Source organism: Rhizobium sp. 57MFTsu3.2 (genome assembly GCF_012932765.1).
Taxonomy (GTDB): Bacteria; Pseudomonadota; Alphaproteobacteria; order Rhizobiales; family Rhizobiaceae; genus Rhizobium; species Rhizobium altiplani.
On record NZ_JDWI01000034.1, the window covers coordinates 1 to 16,454 of the forward strand.

General features: G+C 61.3%; 17 protein-coding genes. 9 read left to right on the forward strand and 8 right to left on the reverse strand.

What is annotated here, in order from left to right; all coding sequences use genetic code 11:
* On the forward strand, window positions 1–247 hold a 247-nt coding region (locus AF71_RS26470; RefSeq protein ID WP_169683829.1), incomplete at its 5' end, for a transposase.
* A 137-nt stretch (window positions 248–384) separates the two neighbouring features.
* On the opposite strand, the gene AF71_RS26475 is transcribed toward AF71_RS26470, so the two are convergent.
* Window positions 385–1,473: a citrate synthase/methylcitrate synthase gene (locus AF71_RS26475; RefSeq protein ID WP_169683830.1), complete on the reverse strand. Its 1,089-nt coding sequence runs from the start codon at window positions 1,471–1,473 to the stop codon at window positions 385–387.
* A gap of 87 nt (window positions 1,474–1,560) precedes the next feature.
* Between AF71_RS26475 and AF71_RS26480 the strand changes: the two genes are divergently transcribed.
* The 6 genes from AF71_RS26480 to AF71_RS26505 all read left to right on the forward strand — a co-directional run bounded on the left by AF71_RS26480 (window position 1,561) and on the right by AF71_RS26505 (window position 8,387).
* Entirely contained in the window at window positions 1,561–2,706 is a 1,146-nt protein-coding gene (locus tag AF71_RS26480; protein WP_169683831.1) for a citrate synthase, read from the forward strand.
* Between the two features lie 126 nt (window positions 2,707–2,832).
* The gene (locus AF71_RS26485) at window positions 2,833–3,354 is read left to right on the forward strand and encodes a FecR family protein (protein ID WP_246733829.1); all 522 of its coding nucleotides are present in this window, start codon (window positions 2,833–2,835) and stop codon (window positions 3,352–3,354) included.
* Between the two features lie 5 nt (window positions 3,355–3,359).
* Window positions 3,360–5,219: an adenylate/guanylate cyclase domain-containing protein gene (locus tag AF71_RS26490; RefSeq protein WP_169683832.1), complete on the forward strand. Its 1,860-nt coding sequence runs from the start codon at window positions 3,360–3,362 to the stop codon at window positions 5,217–5,219.
* A 97-nt stretch (window positions 5,220–5,316) separates the two neighbouring features.
* Entirely contained in the window at window positions 5,317–7,191 is a 1,875-nt protein-coding gene (locus AF71_RS26495; protein WP_113470424.1) for a DEAD/DEAH box helicase, read from the forward strand.
* Window positions 7,192–7,245: 54 nt separating this feature from the next.
* Window positions 7,246–7,677 carry a GNAT family N-acetyltransferase gene (locus tag AF71_RS26500; RefSeq protein WP_062370917.1) on the forward strand — a complete coding sequence of 144 codons (432 nt, stop codon included), beginning with the start codon at window positions 7,246–7,248 and terminating at the stop codon, window positions 7,675–7,677.
* A 14-nt stretch (window positions 7,678–7,691) separates the two neighbouring features.
* Window positions 7,692–8,387, forward strand: a complete 696-nt coding sequence (locus AF71_RS26505) for a 50S ribosomal protein L11 methyltransferase (RefSeq protein WP_113470423.1) — start codon at window positions 7,692–7,694, stop codon at window positions 8,385–8,387.
* 13 nt (window positions 8,388–8,400) lie between these two features.
* Here AF71_RS26505 and AF71_RS26510 read toward each other — a convergent pair whose 3' ends face one another.
* The 6 genes from AF71_RS26510 to AF71_RS26535 are packed head-to-tail and all read right to left on the reverse strand — an operon-like array spanning window position 8,401 to window position 14,335.
* On the reverse strand, window positions 8,401–8,817 hold the full coding sequence (locus AF71_RS26510) for an ACT domain-containing protein (RefSeq protein ID WP_112666618.1): 417 nt from the start codon (window positions 8,815–8,817) through the stop codon (window positions 8,401–8,403).
* 51 nt (window positions 8,818–8,868) lie between these two features.
* Window positions 8,869–10,092, reverse strand: coding sequence for a gephyrin-like molybdotransferase Glp (gene glp, locus AF71_RS26515; RefSeq protein ID WP_169683833.1), 1,224 nt, complete (start codon window positions 10,090–10,092; stop codon window positions 8,869–8,871).
* Complete coding sequence (gene moaC / locus AF71_RS26520) at window positions 10,089–10,586, reverse strand: cyclic pyranopterin monophosphate synthase MoaC (protein WP_018854999.1); 498 nt, start codon at window positions 10,584–10,586, stop codon at window positions 10,089–10,091. The genes glp and moaC overlap by 4 nt, the downstream gene beginning before the upstream one ends.
* Before the next feature lies 1 nt (window position 10,587).
* Entirely contained in the window at window positions 10,588–11,400 is an 813-nt protein-coding gene (gene trpC, locus AF71_RS26525) for an indole-3-glycerol phosphate synthase TrpC (RefSeq protein ID WP_113470420.1), read from the reverse strand.
* Window positions 11,401–11,409: 9 nt separating this feature from the next.
* Entirely contained in the window at window positions 11,410–12,426 is a 1,017-nt protein-coding gene (gene trpD / locus AF71_RS26530; protein ID WP_018855001.1) for an anthranilate phosphoribosyltransferase, read from the reverse strand.
* A gap of 16 nt (window positions 12,427–12,442) precedes the next feature.
* Window positions 12,443–14,335: a peptidylprolyl isomerase gene (locus AF71_RS26535; RefSeq protein ID WP_169683834.1), complete on the reverse strand. Its 1,893-nt coding sequence runs from the start codon at window positions 14,333–14,335 to the stop codon at window positions 12,443–12,445.
* Between the two features lie 217 nt (window positions 14,336–14,552).
* On the opposite strand from AF71_RS26535, the gene AF71_RS26540 reads away from it, so the two are divergent.
* Window positions 14,553–14,834 carry a hypothetical protein gene (locus AF71_RS26540; protein ID WP_007793703.1) on the forward strand — a complete coding sequence of 94 codons (282 nt, stop codon included), beginning with the start codon at window positions 14,553–14,555 and terminating at the stop codon, window positions 14,832–14,834.
* A gap of 61 nt (window positions 14,835–14,895) precedes the next feature.
* Here AF71_RS26540 and AF71_RS26545 read toward each other — a convergent pair whose 3' ends face one another.
* The gene (locus AF71_RS26545) at window positions 14,896–15,147 is read right to left on the reverse strand and encodes a GlsB/YeaQ/YmgE family stress response membrane protein (RefSeq protein ID WP_025660968.1); all 252 of its coding nucleotides are present in this window, start codon (window positions 15,145–15,147) and stop codon (window positions 14,896–14,898) included.
* A 780-nt stretch (window positions 15,148–15,927) separates the two neighbouring features.
* Here AF71_RS26545 and AF71_RS26550 point away from each other — a divergent pair.
* A complete protein-coding gene (locus AF71_RS26550; protein ID WP_018855004.1) occupies window positions 15,928–16,134 on the forward strand; it encodes a hypothetical protein in 207 nt (68 codons plus the stop codon).
* Window positions 16,135–16,454 lie beyond the last annotated feature (320 nt).

Sequence of the window (16,454 nt, forward strand, 5' to 3'; positions counted from 1 at the left end):
CAATCGCGACAGTGGCCTGATGCGTGGCAAGAGGATGATTGCCGGCGGCCGCAAACCAGTGCGCGACGCCCTTTACATCGCCGCCTTGCCCGCCATCCGCTTCGATCCAGCCATGAAGGCCGTCTTCGAACGACTGAAAGCGAAAGGAAAGCCCGGAAAGGTCGCTCTCGTCGCGGTCATGCGAAGGATGATCATAATCCTCAATGCCAAAATGAGAGACTATCGAGCAACGGTGATTGACGCCTAACACCGTTGCTTTTTAATTGCCGAGAGACACTTAGCAATTTGCGGCCTATCTCAGCGGTTAGAGGCTTCCCCGCACCGAGACCCACTATAAACGATATGCCGGCGGCTGGGACCGCCGGTTCTTCTTATTGTCGATGCTCACGCCGCCTGCGGCACCGGCCCGACATAGATCGACCGAGGACGGATCAATCTGCCTTCCAGCGCCTGCTCGCGCGCATGCGCGATCCACCCCACGGTCCGGCCGATCGCGAATACGCCGGTGAATGATTCGCGCGGAAAGCCCAGCGCATCGAGCAATAAGGCGGTGTAGAACTCGACGTTGACGTCCAGCGGCCGGTCTGGCTTGCGCTCCCTCAGGACAGCAAGCGCCGCACGTTCGACGGCTTCCGAGAGCTCCACGCGCTGGCGATCGACCTGCCCAGCCAAGACGAGCGGTCGCAGCGCCTTCTTCAATGCATCGGCGCGCGGATCACGCACCCGGTAAATGCGGTGACCGAAGCCCATCAGGCGTTCGCCGCGATCCAATGCTCCACCGAGCCACCCGCGTGCATTCTCGCTGGCTCCGATCTCATCGAACATATCGAGCACAGGCCCCGGCGCGCCGCCATGCAAAGGTCCTTTAAGCGCACTTATCGCCGCGAGCACTGATGAAGTGAGGCCGGCCCGCGTCGAGGCGATGACGCGCGAAGCGAAGGTCGAGGCGTTCAAGCCATGGTCGGAAATGGTCACAAGATAGGCGTCGAGAGCAGCCTTCTGCTCCGCACTCGGCATCCTGCCTGTGAGCATGCGCAGGATGTCGGCTGCCTGGGGTAGCGAAGCGTCCGGGGCCACGGGTTCGTTGCCGGCCTGCAGACGGAGTATCGCCGGCAGGAAAACTGCGGGCGCTGCCAGCAATCGAAGCGCCGCTTCGAAGTCCTCGCCATCTGGCAGGCGAGCGATGAGAGCGCGCATCGCGTCCACTGGCGGCAAGGCCAGCAGGTCCGATTGGAGGGCCGCCACATGGGCAAATATGCGCACCCGCATTTCACCCAACCAATCGCCGAGTTCTGCAGGACCAAAATGCCGTTCCGTCAGGCCGTCGAGCAACAGCGCGGCAACACTTTCATAGGTTGCTGTCGATACGAGATGATCGAGCGACACGCCACGGATGATCAGGCGGCCCGCTTCGCCGTCGACATCGGAGAGCTGCGTTTCCGCTGCGATAACATCTTCCAAACCGTTTTTCATGGTGTTTTCTCCTTTACGTGCAACAGGATCAAGCTTAGATTGATTGACGTCAATCTTGATGCAAATGATCAATGTAAAGAGGACAAAATGCTTTGGCTGACAGCCGAGCAGGCGCTCGAGAAACTCGGAACCAAGCCACAAACGCTGTACGCCAATGTGAGTCGCGGCCGTATCCGGGCCAAAGCAGATGCCAGCGATCCACGGCGAAGTCTTTACAATGCGGTCGACGTCATGCGGCTTGCCGCACGTCACGCTGGCCGACGAAAGACCGAGACAGTTGCGGCAGACGCCATCCAATGGGGCGATCCCGTGTTGCCATCTGCCATTTCCACCATTCTGGATGGCCGACTCTACTATCGCGGCCGTGATGTGGCGACATGGGCGGAACATGCGACGCTCGAGGAGACCGCGGCACTTCTGTGGAAGTCCGGACCGATTACAGCCGCAGCAAGCGAGTCTTCTGAAACTGCACCGTCGTTAGAGCGGGCATTTGTTTTGCTCGCACAGCGCGTGACCCGCGACTTACCGACTCTCGGCAGAGCGCCAATCGTACTGCAAGCCGAAGCAGAAAGTATTCTTTCGATCGTGGCCAGTGTCCTTGCTCCAGATGCGGCAGCTTCACCATTGCATCTGCGCCTCGCCACCAGCTGGTCCAGGCCAGAAGCCGCCGATTGCATCAGGCGCGCGCTTGTGCTCCTTGCCGATCACGAGCTCAACGCGTCGACCTTTGCCTCGCGAGTGGCTGCTTCTTCAGGCGCAACGCTATCGGCCGCGGTCCTGTCGGGCCTATCGACTTTGAGCGGACCGCTCCACGGTGGCGCCTGGCATGGCGTCGCCTCGTTGATCGCAGAGGTCGACGCGCTCGATGCCAGTCAAGCAATACGGCAGGCGTTGACACAGGGAAGACCGCTGCCGGCGTTCGGCCATCCTCTGTATCCGGATGGAGACATCAGGGCAAAGGCGCTGATGGCTCAGTTCGACTTGCCGCCGAGCTACGCCGAACTGGCGACCGCGGGACAAGAGATCGTCGGGGAAGGCGTCAACATCGATTTCGCGCTGACAGCCATGAGCGCCGCCTTCGATCTTCCCGATGATGCGCCCCTCGTGATTTTCGCGCTCGCGCGAACCGTCGGGTGGCTCGCTCATGCCATGGAGCAGATCGAGAGCGGCCACCTTATTCGCCCGAGGGCGCGCTATACTGGACCGGCAATCGAAAGACCGCTTAAGACATAGACAATGTCGGATAGGCGTTGACGTTTTGACATGCGTGCTGCAGCTATCAGCGTATGATGCCGTCGCACGCCCGGGCTGTCCGGCCATGCATTCAGGTAGGGGACGAATATGCTTGTGAACTCCAGAATGCTCCTGGCGCTGGCCGCGTGGGCAAGCGCTGCCTGTCTATTCAGCTCAGATCCGGCACTTGCGCAAGCGAACGGATGCACGATGGCGCGCGTGGCGGGAACGGCGCGACAGATCATGCGGTGCGCGGATGGCGTGACGATCACCGCCGAGGCGGGGGCTCGCTTCAACGTCGTCGACCGCAATCACGACGGGCGACCGGACACGGTCTCGTTGCGCAACAAGGCCGTGCTCGTCGATGTCGACCGGGCGCGGCACCCGGACGGATTCGAGGTCGTCACACCACAGGCAATTGCCGCCGTCCGCGGCACACGTTGGGTTGTCGATGTCAAGAACGGCACGACCTCTGTCTTAGTCGTACGCGGACGCGTAGCGGTCGGCCGTCCTTCGGCAGGAGCAGCAGCACGCGTCGTGCTGAATGAAGGCGAGGGTGTTGATGTCGCGCCGGGCAGCGCACCGCTCACCGTCCGCCGCTGGCCGCCGGCCCGTAGCGCGGCCCTGCTCGCCCGCCTCGGCCAATAACGCCGATGCAGGGCAGACGGCTCCTGGTCACGATTGCTCTGCTGCTATCCGCGCTCTGGGGCGGCCTCCTCGGCTATATGCATCTTTCGGGAAGCATGAGTTTCCTCGACCGCCTCGAAGCTTCCCTTACTGACGTGCGAAGCACGGTGATCGGCGCAAAGGAGCCTCCGCCGGTTACCAGCATTGTTGCGATTGACGACCAGACTGCCGTCGACAACGGCTATCCTCTCAATCGGGCAACGCTTGCCCGCGTGGTTGCCGCCGTCGGCGCCTTCAAGCCGAAGGTCATCGCACTTGATCTTTTGCTGGTTGATCCCGGACCAGAAGAGGGAGATGCGGCGCTTGCCGTGGCGCTCCATCAGAGCCCCAGCGTGATCGCCGCCGCAGGCGTCTTCCCGAAAGACACACAGGCGGTCGATCACGACGCCAATGATCCGCTGGCAGCGATACCGGCAGCCAGCCAGATGCTGTTGCCTCTAAGTCGCTTTTCCGACGTTGCTGCTATTGGCGTCGTCAACGTCGCCACCGACGAGTCAGGCACACCGCGTTTCATTCCGCTGATCTCGCGTGGCGGCGCACGAGTCGATGCCTCATTTCCGTTGCGGGTGGCGTCACTGGCACTGGGTATCAATCCGGCATTCTCGCCTGGCGGGCTTGCGCTCGGCGATCGGCATCTGCCGACCGACAACGGGCAGCGCCTGCCGATCACCTTCTATGGTCCACGCGGCACCATTCCGACATTCAGCGCGGCGGATGTGCTGGCCGGCAACCTCCCCGCCAAGGCAATAGAGGACAAGATCGTCGTGATCGGCTCCACGGTGACGGGCGGTGGCGACGTCTTCCCAACCCCATTCGATCCGGTATTGCCGGGCGTCGAGGTGATGGCGACGGCAGCGACGCATCTGATTGCTGGCGACGGCATCATCAGGGACCGCAATGTGCGCCTGCTCGATTCGCTGATCGCGGTGGGTCTGCCGGTGCTGTTGATCAGCCTGCTTGCGTGGCGACGCAGCGCCATCGGCTACGCTATCATTGCGTCGGCGGCGCTTGCATGGGCCGCCCTGAACGTTGTCGCCTTCGCGCACGGCTATTGGTTCAGTGCGGCATTGCCAATCGCAGCGGCGCTGCCGCCCGTGCTGCTTTTCGGCGCCGCCGAGATCTGGATGGATCGTCGCCAGGCCGCACACTTTGCGGCGCAAAGCGACCTCCTGCAGCGCATCGAGGCCCCGGGCCTGGGAGAGTGGCTCGCCCGCGATCCCAACTTTCTCGCAAAGCCGGTCCGGCAAGACGCCGCAGTCGTCTTCATCGACCTCTCCGGCTTCACCGGCTTGAGCGAAGCAATCGGCGCGACGAATGTCCGCGAAGTTCTCAGCGACTTTTTTGAACTGGTCGACGAAGAGGCGCGCTCGCACGGCGGCGCGGTCACCAGCTTCATGGGCGATGGAGCGATGATTCTTTTCGGCTTGCCGCAACCGGCCGATGACGATGCCGCGCGAGCCGCCGCGTGCGCCGTTCGCCTGTGCGGGCGAATGCGTCCCTGGCTTGCAATACATCCCGCGCTGAGCGGCCGAAAGACTGGTTTCAAGGTTGGAGCTCATTGCGGTCCGGTCGTTGCCTCGCGCCTAGGAACCGGCAGCCGCCAGCAGATTACCGCAACCGGTGACACCGTGAATGTCGCCAGCCGCCTGATGGAGGTCGCGGCAGAGCGTGGTGTCGAACTGGCGTTGAGCGCCGCACTGATGAAGGCGGCAGGCGCCGATAGCGCGCCGCTTCGCGCCGGCCGGCTCGAGGGCCCTGCAAAAGCACGCATTCGTGGCAGAAGCGAAGGCATCGACGTGTGGCTATGGCAGGGACATCCGCTTTGACATTTGCCGCCTGACCAAGTAGGAACGGCCAACTTCTCCACCGGCAATTGCCGGCCAGGGCGCAACATGCGCGTGAGACTTCCGAAAGATAGACAACATGACAGATTTTAACGGCGTCGTTCCGGCGATCGCCAAGGCGTTGGTGAAGCGCGGTTACACCGAGCTGACGCCGGTTCAAAAGTCCATGCTCGACCCGGCGCTCGCCGCGTCGGACGCCCTCGTTTCGGCCCAGACCGGCTCCGGCAAGACCGTAGCCTTCGGCCTCGCGCTGGCGCCGACGCTGCTCGAGGACGCGGAACGCTTTGGCCCTGCAGCCGAACCGCTGGCTCTTGTGATCGCACCGACCCGCGAACTCGCGCTGCAGGTCAAGCGCGAACTCGAATGGCTTTATGAAGCGACGGGCGCGCTGATTGTCAGCTGCGTCGGCGGCATGGACATCCGCAGCGAGCGCCGTGCGCTGGAGCGTGGCTCCCATATCGTTGTCGGCACTCCCGGTCGCCTCTGCGATCATATCAGGCGCAATGCGCTCGACATTTCCGGCCTCAAGGCTGTTGTACTTGATGAAGCCGATGAAATGCTCGATCTCGGCTTCCGCGAAGATCTGGAGTTCATTCTGGATTCCTCCCCCGATGACCGTCGCACGCTGATGTTCTCGGCGACGGTTCCGGCAGCCATCGCGAAACTCGCGAAGAGCTATCAGAAGAACGCTGTCCGGATCGCAACGGCCACCGAGGAAAAGCAGCACGGCGACATCGAATACCGGGCTCTTGTCGTGTCGCCGAGCGACCGCGAGAACGCGATCATCAATGTCCTGCGCTACTACGAAGCGACCAACGCCATCGTATTCTGTTCGACACGCGCGGCGGTGAACCATCTGACGGCCCGCTTTCACAATCGCAACTTCAACGTCGTCGCCTTGTCGGGCGAGCTGACGCAGAACGAGCGCAGCCACGCGCTGCAGGCAATGCGGGATGGACGCGCCCGGGTCTGCATCGCAACGGATGTCGCCGCCCGCGGTATCGACCTGCCGGGTCTTGACCTTGTTATTCATGCCGACCTGCCGACCAATCCCGAAACCCTGCTTCATCGCAGCGGCCGCACCGGTCGCGCCGGCCGCAAGGGCGTCAGCGCGCTGATCGTGCCGCTGAACCTCCGCCGCAAGGCAGAGCGTCTTCTCGACAACGCCGGCATCTCGGCCGCCTGGGCTCGTCCACCGTCAGCGGAGGAGGTCACAGCACGTGACGAAGTCCGTCTGCTTGCCGACCCCATCTTTGATGAAGCCTCGAGCGAGGAAGCCCAGGACCTGGTCAAGCGGCTTCTCGATACGCATGGCGCCGAAAAGCTCGCTGCTGCCTTCGTCAACCTCTATCGTTCGAACCAGTCCGCGCCGGAGGATCTGATCGAGGTCTCGGTCCAGGACAGCCGTGGCGGCAAGCGCCGCGAGCATGCCGAGGGTTTACGGGAGCCTTATCAGAAAGGTCCGCGCGACGACTTCGGCGCGAGCGTCTGGTTTTCGATTTCGGTCGGTCGCAAGCAGAATGCAGAGCCGCGATGGTTGATCCCGATGCTTTGTCGGAATGGCAATCTGACCAAGCGCGAGATCGGCGCGATCAAGATGCAGCCCGAGGAAACCTACGTCGAGATTTCCGCGGCCAGCGCCGACAGCTTCCTGCAGTCGATCGGTCCAAACAAGACGATGGAGCGCGGCATCCGCGTGACGCCGCTGAACGGCACGCCTGATTTCAGCAAACCTACCGCCGCAAAACCCTATGCCGGCAAGAAGGCCTTTGGCGAGCGTCGTGAATTCACGGATGAGCGCCCCAAAGGCAATTTCCGCAAGGAAGCCCGCGGCGAGGGCGGGAGCGACGAGCGACGCGACTCGAAGCCTTGGGGCAAGAAGCCGGGCAAGCCGAAGTTCGAGGGCAAGGGCGGCAGCGGCCCCAAGCCCAAGTTCTCGAAAAAGAAGGCATAATGATCCCACCGGCGGCGCGGCCTTGCGTCGCCGCTTGAACCCGCGGAGAGGACAATGGCAGATACCATCGTTTTAACGGTTCCTGTTTTCAGTACCCTTTGCAATGAGGCGTTCAAGCTCCGGCGCGCGGTCTTTGTAGCCGAACAGAATGTACCCGCCGATGAAGAATTCGATGCGCTTGATCTTACTGCGCATCATGTCGTCGCGGTTGCAGGCGGTGAGGTCTGCGGGACGCTCAGGATCATCCATGCGAACGAGCATGTGAAGATCGGCCGCGTCGCCGTCGGCAAGGCATGGCGCGGACATGGTGTCGCAAGCGCGATGTTGACCTATGCGATGAACGAGCACCGATCTGCCCGTGAGAACCGGTTTTATCTGACGGCGCAAAGCGATAAAATAGCACTCTACGAACGCTTCGGATTTGCCGCCTTCGGCGACGAATTCCCTGATGGCGGCATACCGCATCTGGCGATGAAGAATTATTGATCCGGCCGAGCGGAATGAGCGGACACCGCCATCCTGAGGCTGAACCAAATCGCGATGCTTTCTTTCCGCGGGATGTCCGCGCCTTTATCGTCGAAAACCTTCACCTGAAACCCGCACCCGGCCTGCAGGAGATAGTTCTCTACACGGCTCATCCCGGCAGTGGGCTGTCGCGCCTCAGAACCAGCGACGCGGTGGATGCGCCGCCGTACTGGGCCTACAACTGGGCTGGTGGAACGCTGCTCGCTCGGCATATTCTGAATTATCCGGACATCGTTAGTGGCCGCCGCGTCCTCGATCTCGGCGCAGGGTCCGGCATCGTCGGGATCGTGGCCCGAAAATGCGGAGCATCCCTCGTGATCGCAGCCGAGATCGACACGAACGCTATCGCGGCGATCGGCCTCAACGCGGCAGCGAACGGCGTCGCGATCGAAGTGACGAGCGCTGACGTGCTTGCCGGCCCACCGCCGGATGTCGATGTCATCCTCGCTGGGGACGTCTTCTACAATCCCCAGCTTGCCGGGAGGGTTTTGCCGTTCCTTGCGGCCAGTCGCAAGGCAGGCGTCGATGTGCTCATCGGAGATCCACGCAGGCAGTCGCTGCCACTCGCAGCCCTAAAGCTGGTCGCTGAATACGCTGTCCCCGATTTCGGCGACGGTTCGACCGGGCAGGGGGCGATCGGCGGCGTGTTCACTCTGGCGGACGCCGGCTGATCAAAGACGACGCCTAGGCCGACGACGTTTCTTGTAGTTTAAGCAAGATCTCGAGCGCCAAATCCGCCATGGCGACTGGAACGAAGACATGATCGTGATGGTAGGCCGCTACCATGTTGCACGGGATTGAGCGGGCTGCCAACGCAGAAGCAACCGCGGCCGTCAGGCCGACACCTTCCAGCGACGAAAAGACTTCAAGAACGATACGCCGCATCGGCGCATCGCAATTAAAGCCGAGTTCCGCAGCTCGGCCTCTCGAGAGGATCAGGGAGATCCCTTCTTGCTCCCGAAACCATGCCAATGCATCGGGACCCACAAGCCGAGCCACATCCTCGTCTGAGGTCACGCAGAATACGAATTCACCTGCCATCAGCGCAGGCGTCATGCCTGACAGCATTGCCTGCGTGTCTTTGACAGACTGCTTCGTCATCTCAATCCTGCTTTCTATTCCCAAGAAGTAACCAGGGCAGACTGGACGGCCTCAGTCCAGAAGGTCCGGCCTCAGCATTATCACTGGGCAGGGACTTCCGGCGGGCAGTTCCGGTGCATGCGGTGGACGAACGATCAAGCAGTCGGCCTCGGCGAAGATCTTCATCATGGACGAGTCCTGCTTGGTGAACGGCCTTGTCGCCAGCGCGCCAGATGACGATCGCGACAGCGTGGCTCGGACATAGTCCTGCCGCTGGTCGTTGGCACGAAGCGTCGCAGCCGCCTCTACGGTCGCCTCGCGTCTGACTGGTGGCAGCGAAGCCAGTTTTCGGATCAACGGTTCAAGGAACAGGATCCCGCAGACCAGGCTCGACACCGGATTACCAGGCAGGCCAATCACATGGGTTTCGCCGAGGCTGCCGACCATCAAGGGTTTGCCCGGGCGCATGGCAATCCGCCAAAAATCGAGCTTCATGCCCGATGCGACCAGCGTTGCCTGCACCAGATCATGGTCGCCCACCGACGCTCCGCCGAGCGTCACGATGACATCGACCTCGGCCCGCCTTGCGCGCTCGACCGCCGCCGAAATCGCGGCTTTGTCGTCGGGGACGATTCCGAGGTCAAGAACCTCGGCGCCCGCCTTGCGGGCCATGGCAGCGATGCCAAAGGTGCTAGACGCAATGATCTGCGCGGGAGCGGGCGAGCTTCCAGGTGGCAACAATTCGTCGCCGGTCGCAAGCAACGCAACCACCGGCTTGCGCCGGACCTCAAGGGTCGCGTGGTTCATTCCGGCCGCTACGGTCAGGCGAGAGAAGTCCAATACAGTGCCGGCCTTCAGCACCGCTTCGCCTTCGAGAAAGTCCTGGCCGCGAGGCCGGACGTGCTGGCCGGGACGAACTGCAAAGGTCGTGCGGATGCCACCCTCGATTTTTTCCGCATCCTCCTGCAGCAAGACGCTATCCGCACCGGACGGAACCGGGGCGCCGGTGAATATACGGACGGTCTCGCCCTTGCCGACAACGCCCTCAAACCCGTGCCCGGCGGACGACATCCCTATGAGCTTCAACTGACTGCCGGGCTGAGGGGCGTCGTCACCGCGCAAGGCGTACCCATCCATCGCTGACGCGTCGAAAGGCGGCTGGGTCAACCGGGCTGCAACATCGGTCGCGAGCACACGACCGTCGGCCTCCGGCAAGGGGACTGTTTCAAGGGTCTCGATTGGCTCAGCACGCGACAGCAGGCGATCCTGCGCCTCAGCAACCGGCAGCAAGCTCATTTGCCGTACTCCGGATGACGAAAGTCTCCAGACTTGCCGCCAGATTTTTCGAGTAGCCGGATGCCTCCGATTTCCATGGCCTTATCGGCGGCCTTGGCCATGTCGTAGATCGTCAGGCAGGCGACGGAAACGGCTGTCAGGGCTTCCATTTCGACGCCCGTCTTGCCCGTCAGCTTTGCCGTTGCGGTGACGCGCAAGCCAGGGAGATCGGCATCCTCCGTGATGTCGACCGAGACTTTCGTCAACATCAGGGGGTGGCAGAGCGGGATGAGGTTGCTCGTCTGCTTGGCCGCCATGATGCCGGCAAGGCGCGCCGTGCCGATCACGTCGCCCTTTTTCGCGTTGCCCGCGCGAATGAGATCGAGCGTTGCCGTCGCCATCCGCACGTGCCCCTCGGCGGTCGCGATCCTTGTGGTTTCGGCCTTATCGCCGACATCGACCATATGCGCCTCGCCGGAGGCATCAATGTGCGTGAGACCGGATTGGCCGCTCATATCACTCGGCCGCCTGAGCGGCTTCGGCGAATAGGAGCGCGCGCGTCGCCGCCGTAACATCTTCTTTGCGCATCAGGCTCTCGCCAACCAGGAACGTGTTGATGCCTACCGCCTGTAGGCGCTTGCAATCCGCGTTCGTGAATATGCCGCTTTCGCCAACCAACAGGCGATCCTCTGGAACCATCGGCGCCAGCTTTTCGCTGACTTCGAGGCTGACTTCGAATGTCCGCAGATTGCGATTGTTGATGCCAACGAGCGGGGAGGAGAGCTTCAGCGCACGCTCCATTTCCTCGGCATCGTGAACTTCCACCAGTACATCCATGCCGAGGCCGAAGGCCTCGTCCTCGAGACGGTTTGCATCGTCATCGGAAAGCGACGCCATGATCAGGAGAATGCAATCGGCACCCCAGGCGCGGGCTTCTTGCACCTGATAGGTCTCGAACATGAAGTCCTTGCGCAGCGCCGGCAGCGAACAGGCGGCACGTGCCGCCATCAGAAATTCCGGCGCGCCCTGGAAACTTGGCGTGTCCGTCAACACCGAAAGACATGCCGCGCCTCCGAGTTCATAGGCCTTGGCCAGCGACGGCGGGTCGAAGTCGGGTCTGATCAGTCCTTTGGAAGGACTGGCCTTCTTGATCTCGGCGATCAGGCCGTACTGGCCGGCCTCACGTTTTGCAACGAGCGAGCGGTGGAAGCCGCGCGGCGCCGATTGATCCGCCTGCATCGCCTTCAGGTCGGCCAGCGACACTTTCGTCTTTGCGGCGGCGATCTCTTCCCGCTTGTATAGTTCGATTTTCTTCAGGATGTCGGTCATGGCTCTATCCTAGTCGATGTCGTTCGACACGGCGACGAGTTTATCGAGGGCTGCCGCCGTCGCACCGCTATCCAGCGATTGCGCAGCAAGCCGCATGCCATCCTTCAGCATCTCAGCCTTGCCGGAGATCACCAGCGAGGCCGCTGCGTTGGCGAGCGCGATATCGCGGTACGCGTTCTTTGCGCCGCTCAGGACGTCGCGCAGCGCCGCCGCATTCACCACGCCGTCGCCACCCTTGATGGCTTCCAGCCGGCAAGGTTCTACGCCGAAATCCGCGGGCGACAGTTCGAAGGTGCGGATCTTGCCGCCCTCGAGTGCCGCGACGCTCGTCTGTCCCGTCGTGGTGATTTCGTCGAGGCCGTTGCCGTGGACAACCCACACGCTTTCCGAGCCGAGATCGCGCATGACCTCGGCAATCGGAACGACCCACTGCGGCGCGTAAACGCCAAGTAACTGGCGGCGGACACCGGCCGGATTGGAGAGAGGGCCAAGCAGATTGAAGATGGTGCGCGTGCCAAGTTCGACACGCGTGGGTCCAACGTGACGCATCGCAGAGTGATGCTGCTGGGCAAACATGAAGCCCACGCCAGCTTCGCGAATGCAGCGCGAGATCACCTCGGGCGTTACATCCAGCTTGACGCCGAGGGCAGCGAGGCTGTCGGCGGCGCCCGATTTCGAGCTCAGTGCCCGATTGCCATGCTTTGCAACAGGGACACCCGCACCGGCCACGATAAGGGCAGCCAGCGTCGAGATATTGTAGGTCCCGCTTGCGTCACCGCCGGTCCCGACGATGTCGATTGCATCCGCCGGGGCATCGACGGTCAGCATCTTGGAGCGCATCGTCGTCACAGCGCCGACAATCTCGTCGACCGTCTCACCGCGTACGCGCAGTGCCATCAGGAAGCCCCCGATCTGCGAAGGGGTTGCCTGACCGGACATCAGTATGTCGAAGGCCTCGCGGGCCTCCTCACGTGTCAGAGGCTCGCGGCTTGCAGCCTTCGCCAAAAGCGGCTTCAGATCGGTCATGCGCTTAATGTTCCCCTTAGCGGACTGCCGCCTGTTCGGCGAGAGGTTGATTGACCGATGCGCCGTACTGCGTCTGCAGCAAGTTGACCATCTGATCAAGAATGTCGTCGCCGGCAGCGTTTGCAGTTGACGTGATCTGTTGGTCCTGGTTGTTGAGAACGTCACCCGTCGGTTCCGTGTTGACTTCAGTGACCTTGAGCAGAATCTGCGTCGTCGGGTCGCCACCAACGGCGCTGGCAATGGTGTCGATCGGGCCGGAGAACGCGGCAATGACACCGGCCCTGCCGAGAACGGCGTCGTCGGTGCCGCGGGTGATACCACTCTTGCTTTCGACCGTAATGCCGAGCGGTGCAGCGATATCGGCCAGCGACGTTCCCTTCTGCGCCTGCTGCTTCAGCTCTTCGGCTTTTTTGGCGAGTTCGAGCTTCTGCTGTTCGGCGGTCCAGTCGGCGATTGCCTTATCCTTCACTTCGCTGAGCGGCCGATCACGCTCCGGCGTGATGTCGCGGACGTCGAACCAAAGATAGCCGTCGGTGCCGATCGAGAGGGAAGGAGCGTCTGCCCCAGCCTCAGTCTTGAAGGCAGCCCCAAGAACCTGCTGCTTGGCCGGAATATCCTTGACCTCGTTGCCGTCCCTATCGAGACCGGTCGCATCGACGGCGTCGATCACGATCGCCTTGAGCTTGAGCTGCTCTGCAATCTGTTCCAGCGTCGAGCCCGACCCGCGCAGATCCTCGATCTGATCGTGAACGTTGATGAGTTCCTGCGAGGCGTTGGAAACGGCCAATTGCTTGCGGATCTCTTCCTTGACCTCGTCAAGGGTCTTGACGCTCTCGGGCTTGATGTTGCTGACACGGACGATGACCGGGCCGAAGGTGCCATCGACAACGGTCGTCGTTCCGCCATCCTTCGAGACGGCGAAGGCCGCATCCGCGATCGCCTGATCCGGCACCTTGTCCTTGGAGAACTCGCCCAGGAACACGTCCGCTGCCGTCTTGCCCTGATCGGTCACCAGTTGATCGAACGTCGTGCCGGTCTTCAGCGCGGCCAGCGCGGCATTGGCAAGATCCTTGTTCTGGAAGGTCAACTGCTCGATCGTACGGGCCTCTGGCGTGCGGAAGCTCTCCTTTCGCTTTTCGAAATCCTCGCGGATCTGGTCGTCCGTAACGGAGGCGGCATCGGCGATGTCTTCCGGTTGCAGCTTCAGGAACGCGATCTTGCGGTATTCCGGCGCGCGGAAGCGCGTCTTGGCGCCTTCGAACCACTTGGCGAGGACATCCTCGGCAGGCGCCTTGATCGGCTCGATATTGGCGTTGGTCAGCAGCAGGTACTCGATACCGCGACTTTCCTGGCGGTAAAGCTTGAGCGCATCGACGAGCGTTTTCGGCGCCGTGAAGCCGTTCGATACTGCATCGACGATCTGGCTCCGAACGGCGACCTTGCTGCGCTCCTTGATGTAATCATCTTCGCGGATGCCGGCATTGCGCAGGCGCGACGTAAAGAGGGTACGGTCGAACTGGCCATTCACCGCCTTGAAGGCTGGATCGTCGCCGATCAGCTGCGCAAGCCGATCCTGCGACAGGCCAAGGTTCATGTCTTCCGCCAACTGATCGAGCGATGCGCCGGCGACCAACTGTGCCAGAACCTGCTGCTCCACACCGAAGGCCCGGGCCTGCTCGGGTGTCAGGCGCATGCCGAACTGCTGGCTGAGATTTGCGACCTGCCGCTGGTAGGCCAGGCGAAACTCGTTGACGTCGACGTGCTGGTCTCCGACGCTGACAACCGTCGTGCTCGTGCCGCCCGATATCAGTGAGCGCGACACGCCCCAAATACCAAAAGAGGCGACAAGTAGCAGCATGAGGAGCTTGGCAACCCAGGTGTGAGCAGCTCTTCGCAGAAGATCGAACATCGAAACGCAAACCTCGCATTATATTCGCCCGTTCGCGGGCAAAGCTTTTGACGTTCCTTAGAACAAAGCCAGCAGGAAATGAAGGGTTATCGCACGAAAACATCTGCACTATATGTGCAGTCATACTGGAGCGCCTGGCGCCGCAAAAGAGACCGGACATCGGAACCTTTCCCAGCACTAATTCGTTGAAGAGCATCCGGAAAAAGAGGAGCAGACCATGGCCGATATGAAAACCGCCTCCGCCCAGTCCGCAACCGCGCGTGTGAAGGCGGAGATCGCGGCAGACGATCTTTCCGCACAGGTCGCCGCATTGCGCGAAGACCTTGCACGCCTGTCCGAAAGCGTTGTGGCGCTTGGACACGGCGCCAAGACCGCCGTCGCCGACGAGGCATCGGTCATGACGGAGCGGCTGCGCGACAAGGTAAGGGAGGAACCTATCTTCGCGCTCGCCGTGACAGCCGGCGTCGCTTACCTTTTCGGATTGATGAGCCGTCGATAGATCGAACGGCGTTTGACCAGGCAAGGGCCGGGCGTGTTGGCGCCCGGCTTTTGGTTTTTAACTAGCGACGAATGACTCGCCCAACGGCAATGAGCAGGCACGCGCCGACGAAGCCAGCAATCAAATACCCGAGCCAGCCGGCAAGCGCGATGCCCAGCCCAGAGAGGATGGCGTTCGCAACGATCGCGCCCACAATGCCAAGAATGATGTTCATCAACAGGCCCATGTTGCTGTTCATGAACTTTTCCGCCAGCCACCCGGCAATGCCGCCGATAATGATAGCTGCTACCCAACCTACGCCTGCGTCTTCCATATGATTTTCCTTCCAGAGAAACTACGAAGTCAACGCTCGAGGCGGAAATTGAGGCCTCTGTAACGGCCGGGGCAGTGCATGGCAGAAGAGGTATGCTTTTGGCAGCGTAAGGCAGGTCAAACGCAAAGGCTGCGCAAATGTCCAATGCCGGCAGTCAGACTCAATTCCCCCGAGAGAAAAGATAGGCGATCCGTTTGGTTGCGCAACGCAAATGTGTTCGCCCTAAAACGAGGACAACGGCGGCAAAGTCCGTGCGATCGACCTCACATCCCTTCAAACACACTTTCCGAACAATCTTCGACGGCCCCCCTTAACCCAGCCACAACCACTGGACGTCCTTTTGCAAAACACTCGACGTGGTGTCGAGTGCGCCTTGAGAGATGCTGAATGGTTCCGCCAGGCAGGCACAAATTCATCAGCTGGCAAGTCGCGAACAAAACACCATATCACGGGGTCATCACGTTTTGACGACAACGTCGGAAATGCATACCAATCGTCGTACTTTCCGGTATATCAGTCGCGTAGGAATAATACCAATATGCGATCAGTTTTGTTCCGGAAGACGAGTCCGGAGCTCTCTCGTCGGATGGCGCCCGCAAAATCCATCACACTTCCGTGATGGTTTCAGATGGCTGATTATACCGTGAATCGCTTTGCCGACCCCCCTTGTGTCATCGAAAAAGCTCATTCTCAACGAAATCGCGCGTTTCCTTAAGCATTTGCTTGCTCAACCTGCAATCTATGTCATGGTAGCTTCCTCACATGAGAGGGGTTCTAGCTATGATTAATCTTCAATCGGTTCGTAATGACACTACTCATGATCAACGCCTGCTCGATTGCCGCGCCGATGTTGAACCCGCGCTCCATCAGATCATCCGCGATGCGCAACTAAAGGGGTGGGCGCCGGCGGAAGTGGCGATGGCAATAGCGGATGCAGCGGATGACTACATTCTGTTGTTGGCCAGCAGGAAGGCGACGTCGCATTGATAGGCGTCACATTGCTAATGGGGCGAGGACGAGGACACCGGATCTGCGGGCAAGGCAGCAGCATTTGCCCGCAGGAAAGATCTCCGCACATCCAGGCATCGCGGCACCGGGGTAGTGAATAGCGTTTCAGCACGCCAGTAGAGTGATGACATCACGGAGTGGAGTTCAACCCACTACCTACAGGACGAAAATCTGCGACCTGTCGGATAAAATCAGGTGAGTTTCGCTTCATCGTGCCTCACGCCGCATAGCGATGCCCCAGAGGATCTGGAACTCGCCGGCGGTAGCGGATTCGTGAACTGTGCCTGGCAAAGGGCGCC

Bases quoted from the DNA above. Each gene is read 5' to 3' on its own strand.
- AF71_RS26540 (WP_007793703.1), top strand. From the start codon at position 14,553: ATGGCCGATATGAAAACCGCCTCCGCCCAGTCCGCAACCGCGCGTGTG.
- AF71_RS26490 (WP_169683832.1), top strand. From the start codon at position 3,360: ATGCAGGGCAGACGGCTCCTGGTCACGATTGCTCTGCTGCTATCCGCG.
- AF71_RS26485 (WP_246733829.1), top strand. From the start codon at position 2,833: ATGCTCCTGGCGCTGGCCGCGTGGGCAAGCGCTGCCTGTCTATTCAGC.
- AF71_RS26510 (WP_112666618.1), bottom strand. From the start codon at position 8,817: ATGACGAAGCAGTCTGTCAAAGACACGCAGGCAATGCTGTCAGGCATG.
- AF71_RS26480 (WP_169683831.1), top strand. From the start codon at position 1,561: ATGCTTTGGCTGACAGCCGAGCAGGCGCTCGAGAAACTCGGAACCAAG.
- glp (WP_169683833.1), bottom strand. From the start codon at position 10,092: ATGAGCTTGCTGCCGGTTGCTGAGGCGCAGGATCGCCTGCTGTCGCGT.
- AF71_RS26500 (WP_062370917.1), top strand. From the start codon at position 7,246: ATGGCAGATACCATCGTTTTAACGGTTCCTGTTTTCAGTACCCTTTGC.
- AF71_RS26505 (WP_113470423.1), top strand. From the start codon at position 7,692: ATGAGCGGACACCGCCATCCTGAGGCTGAACCAAATCGCGATGCTTTC.
- AF71_RS26545 (WP_025660968.1), bottom strand. From the start codon at position 15,147: ATGGAAGACGCAGGCGTAGGTTGGGTAGCAGCTATCATTATCGGCGGC.
- AF71_RS26535 (WP_169683834.1), bottom strand. From the start codon at position 14,335: ATGTTCGATCTTCTGCGAAGAGCTGCTCACACCTGGGTTGCCAAGCTC.
- AF71_RS26495 (WP_113470424.1), top strand. From the start codon at position 5,317: ATGACAGATTTTAACGGCGTCGTTCCGGCGATCGCCAAGGCGTTGGTG.
- AF71_RS26550 (WP_018855004.1), top strand. From the start codon at position 15,928: ATGATTAATCTTCAATCGGTTCGTAATGACACTACTCATGATCAACGC.
- trpC (WP_113470420.1), bottom strand. From the start codon at position 11,400: ATGACCGACATCCTGAAGAAAATCGAACTATACAAGCGGGAAGAGATC.
- trpD (WP_018855001.1), bottom strand. From the start codon at position 12,426: ATGACCGATCTGAAGCCGCTTTTGGCGAAGGCTGCAAGCCGCGAGCCT.
- moaC (WP_018854999.1), bottom strand. From the start codon at position 10,586: ATGAGCGGCCAATCCGGTCTCACGCACATTGATGCCTCCGGCGAGGCG.
- AF71_RS26475 (WP_169683830.1), bottom strand. From the start codon at position 1,473: ATGAAAAACGGTTTGGAAGATGTTATCGCAGCGGAAACGCAGCTCTCC.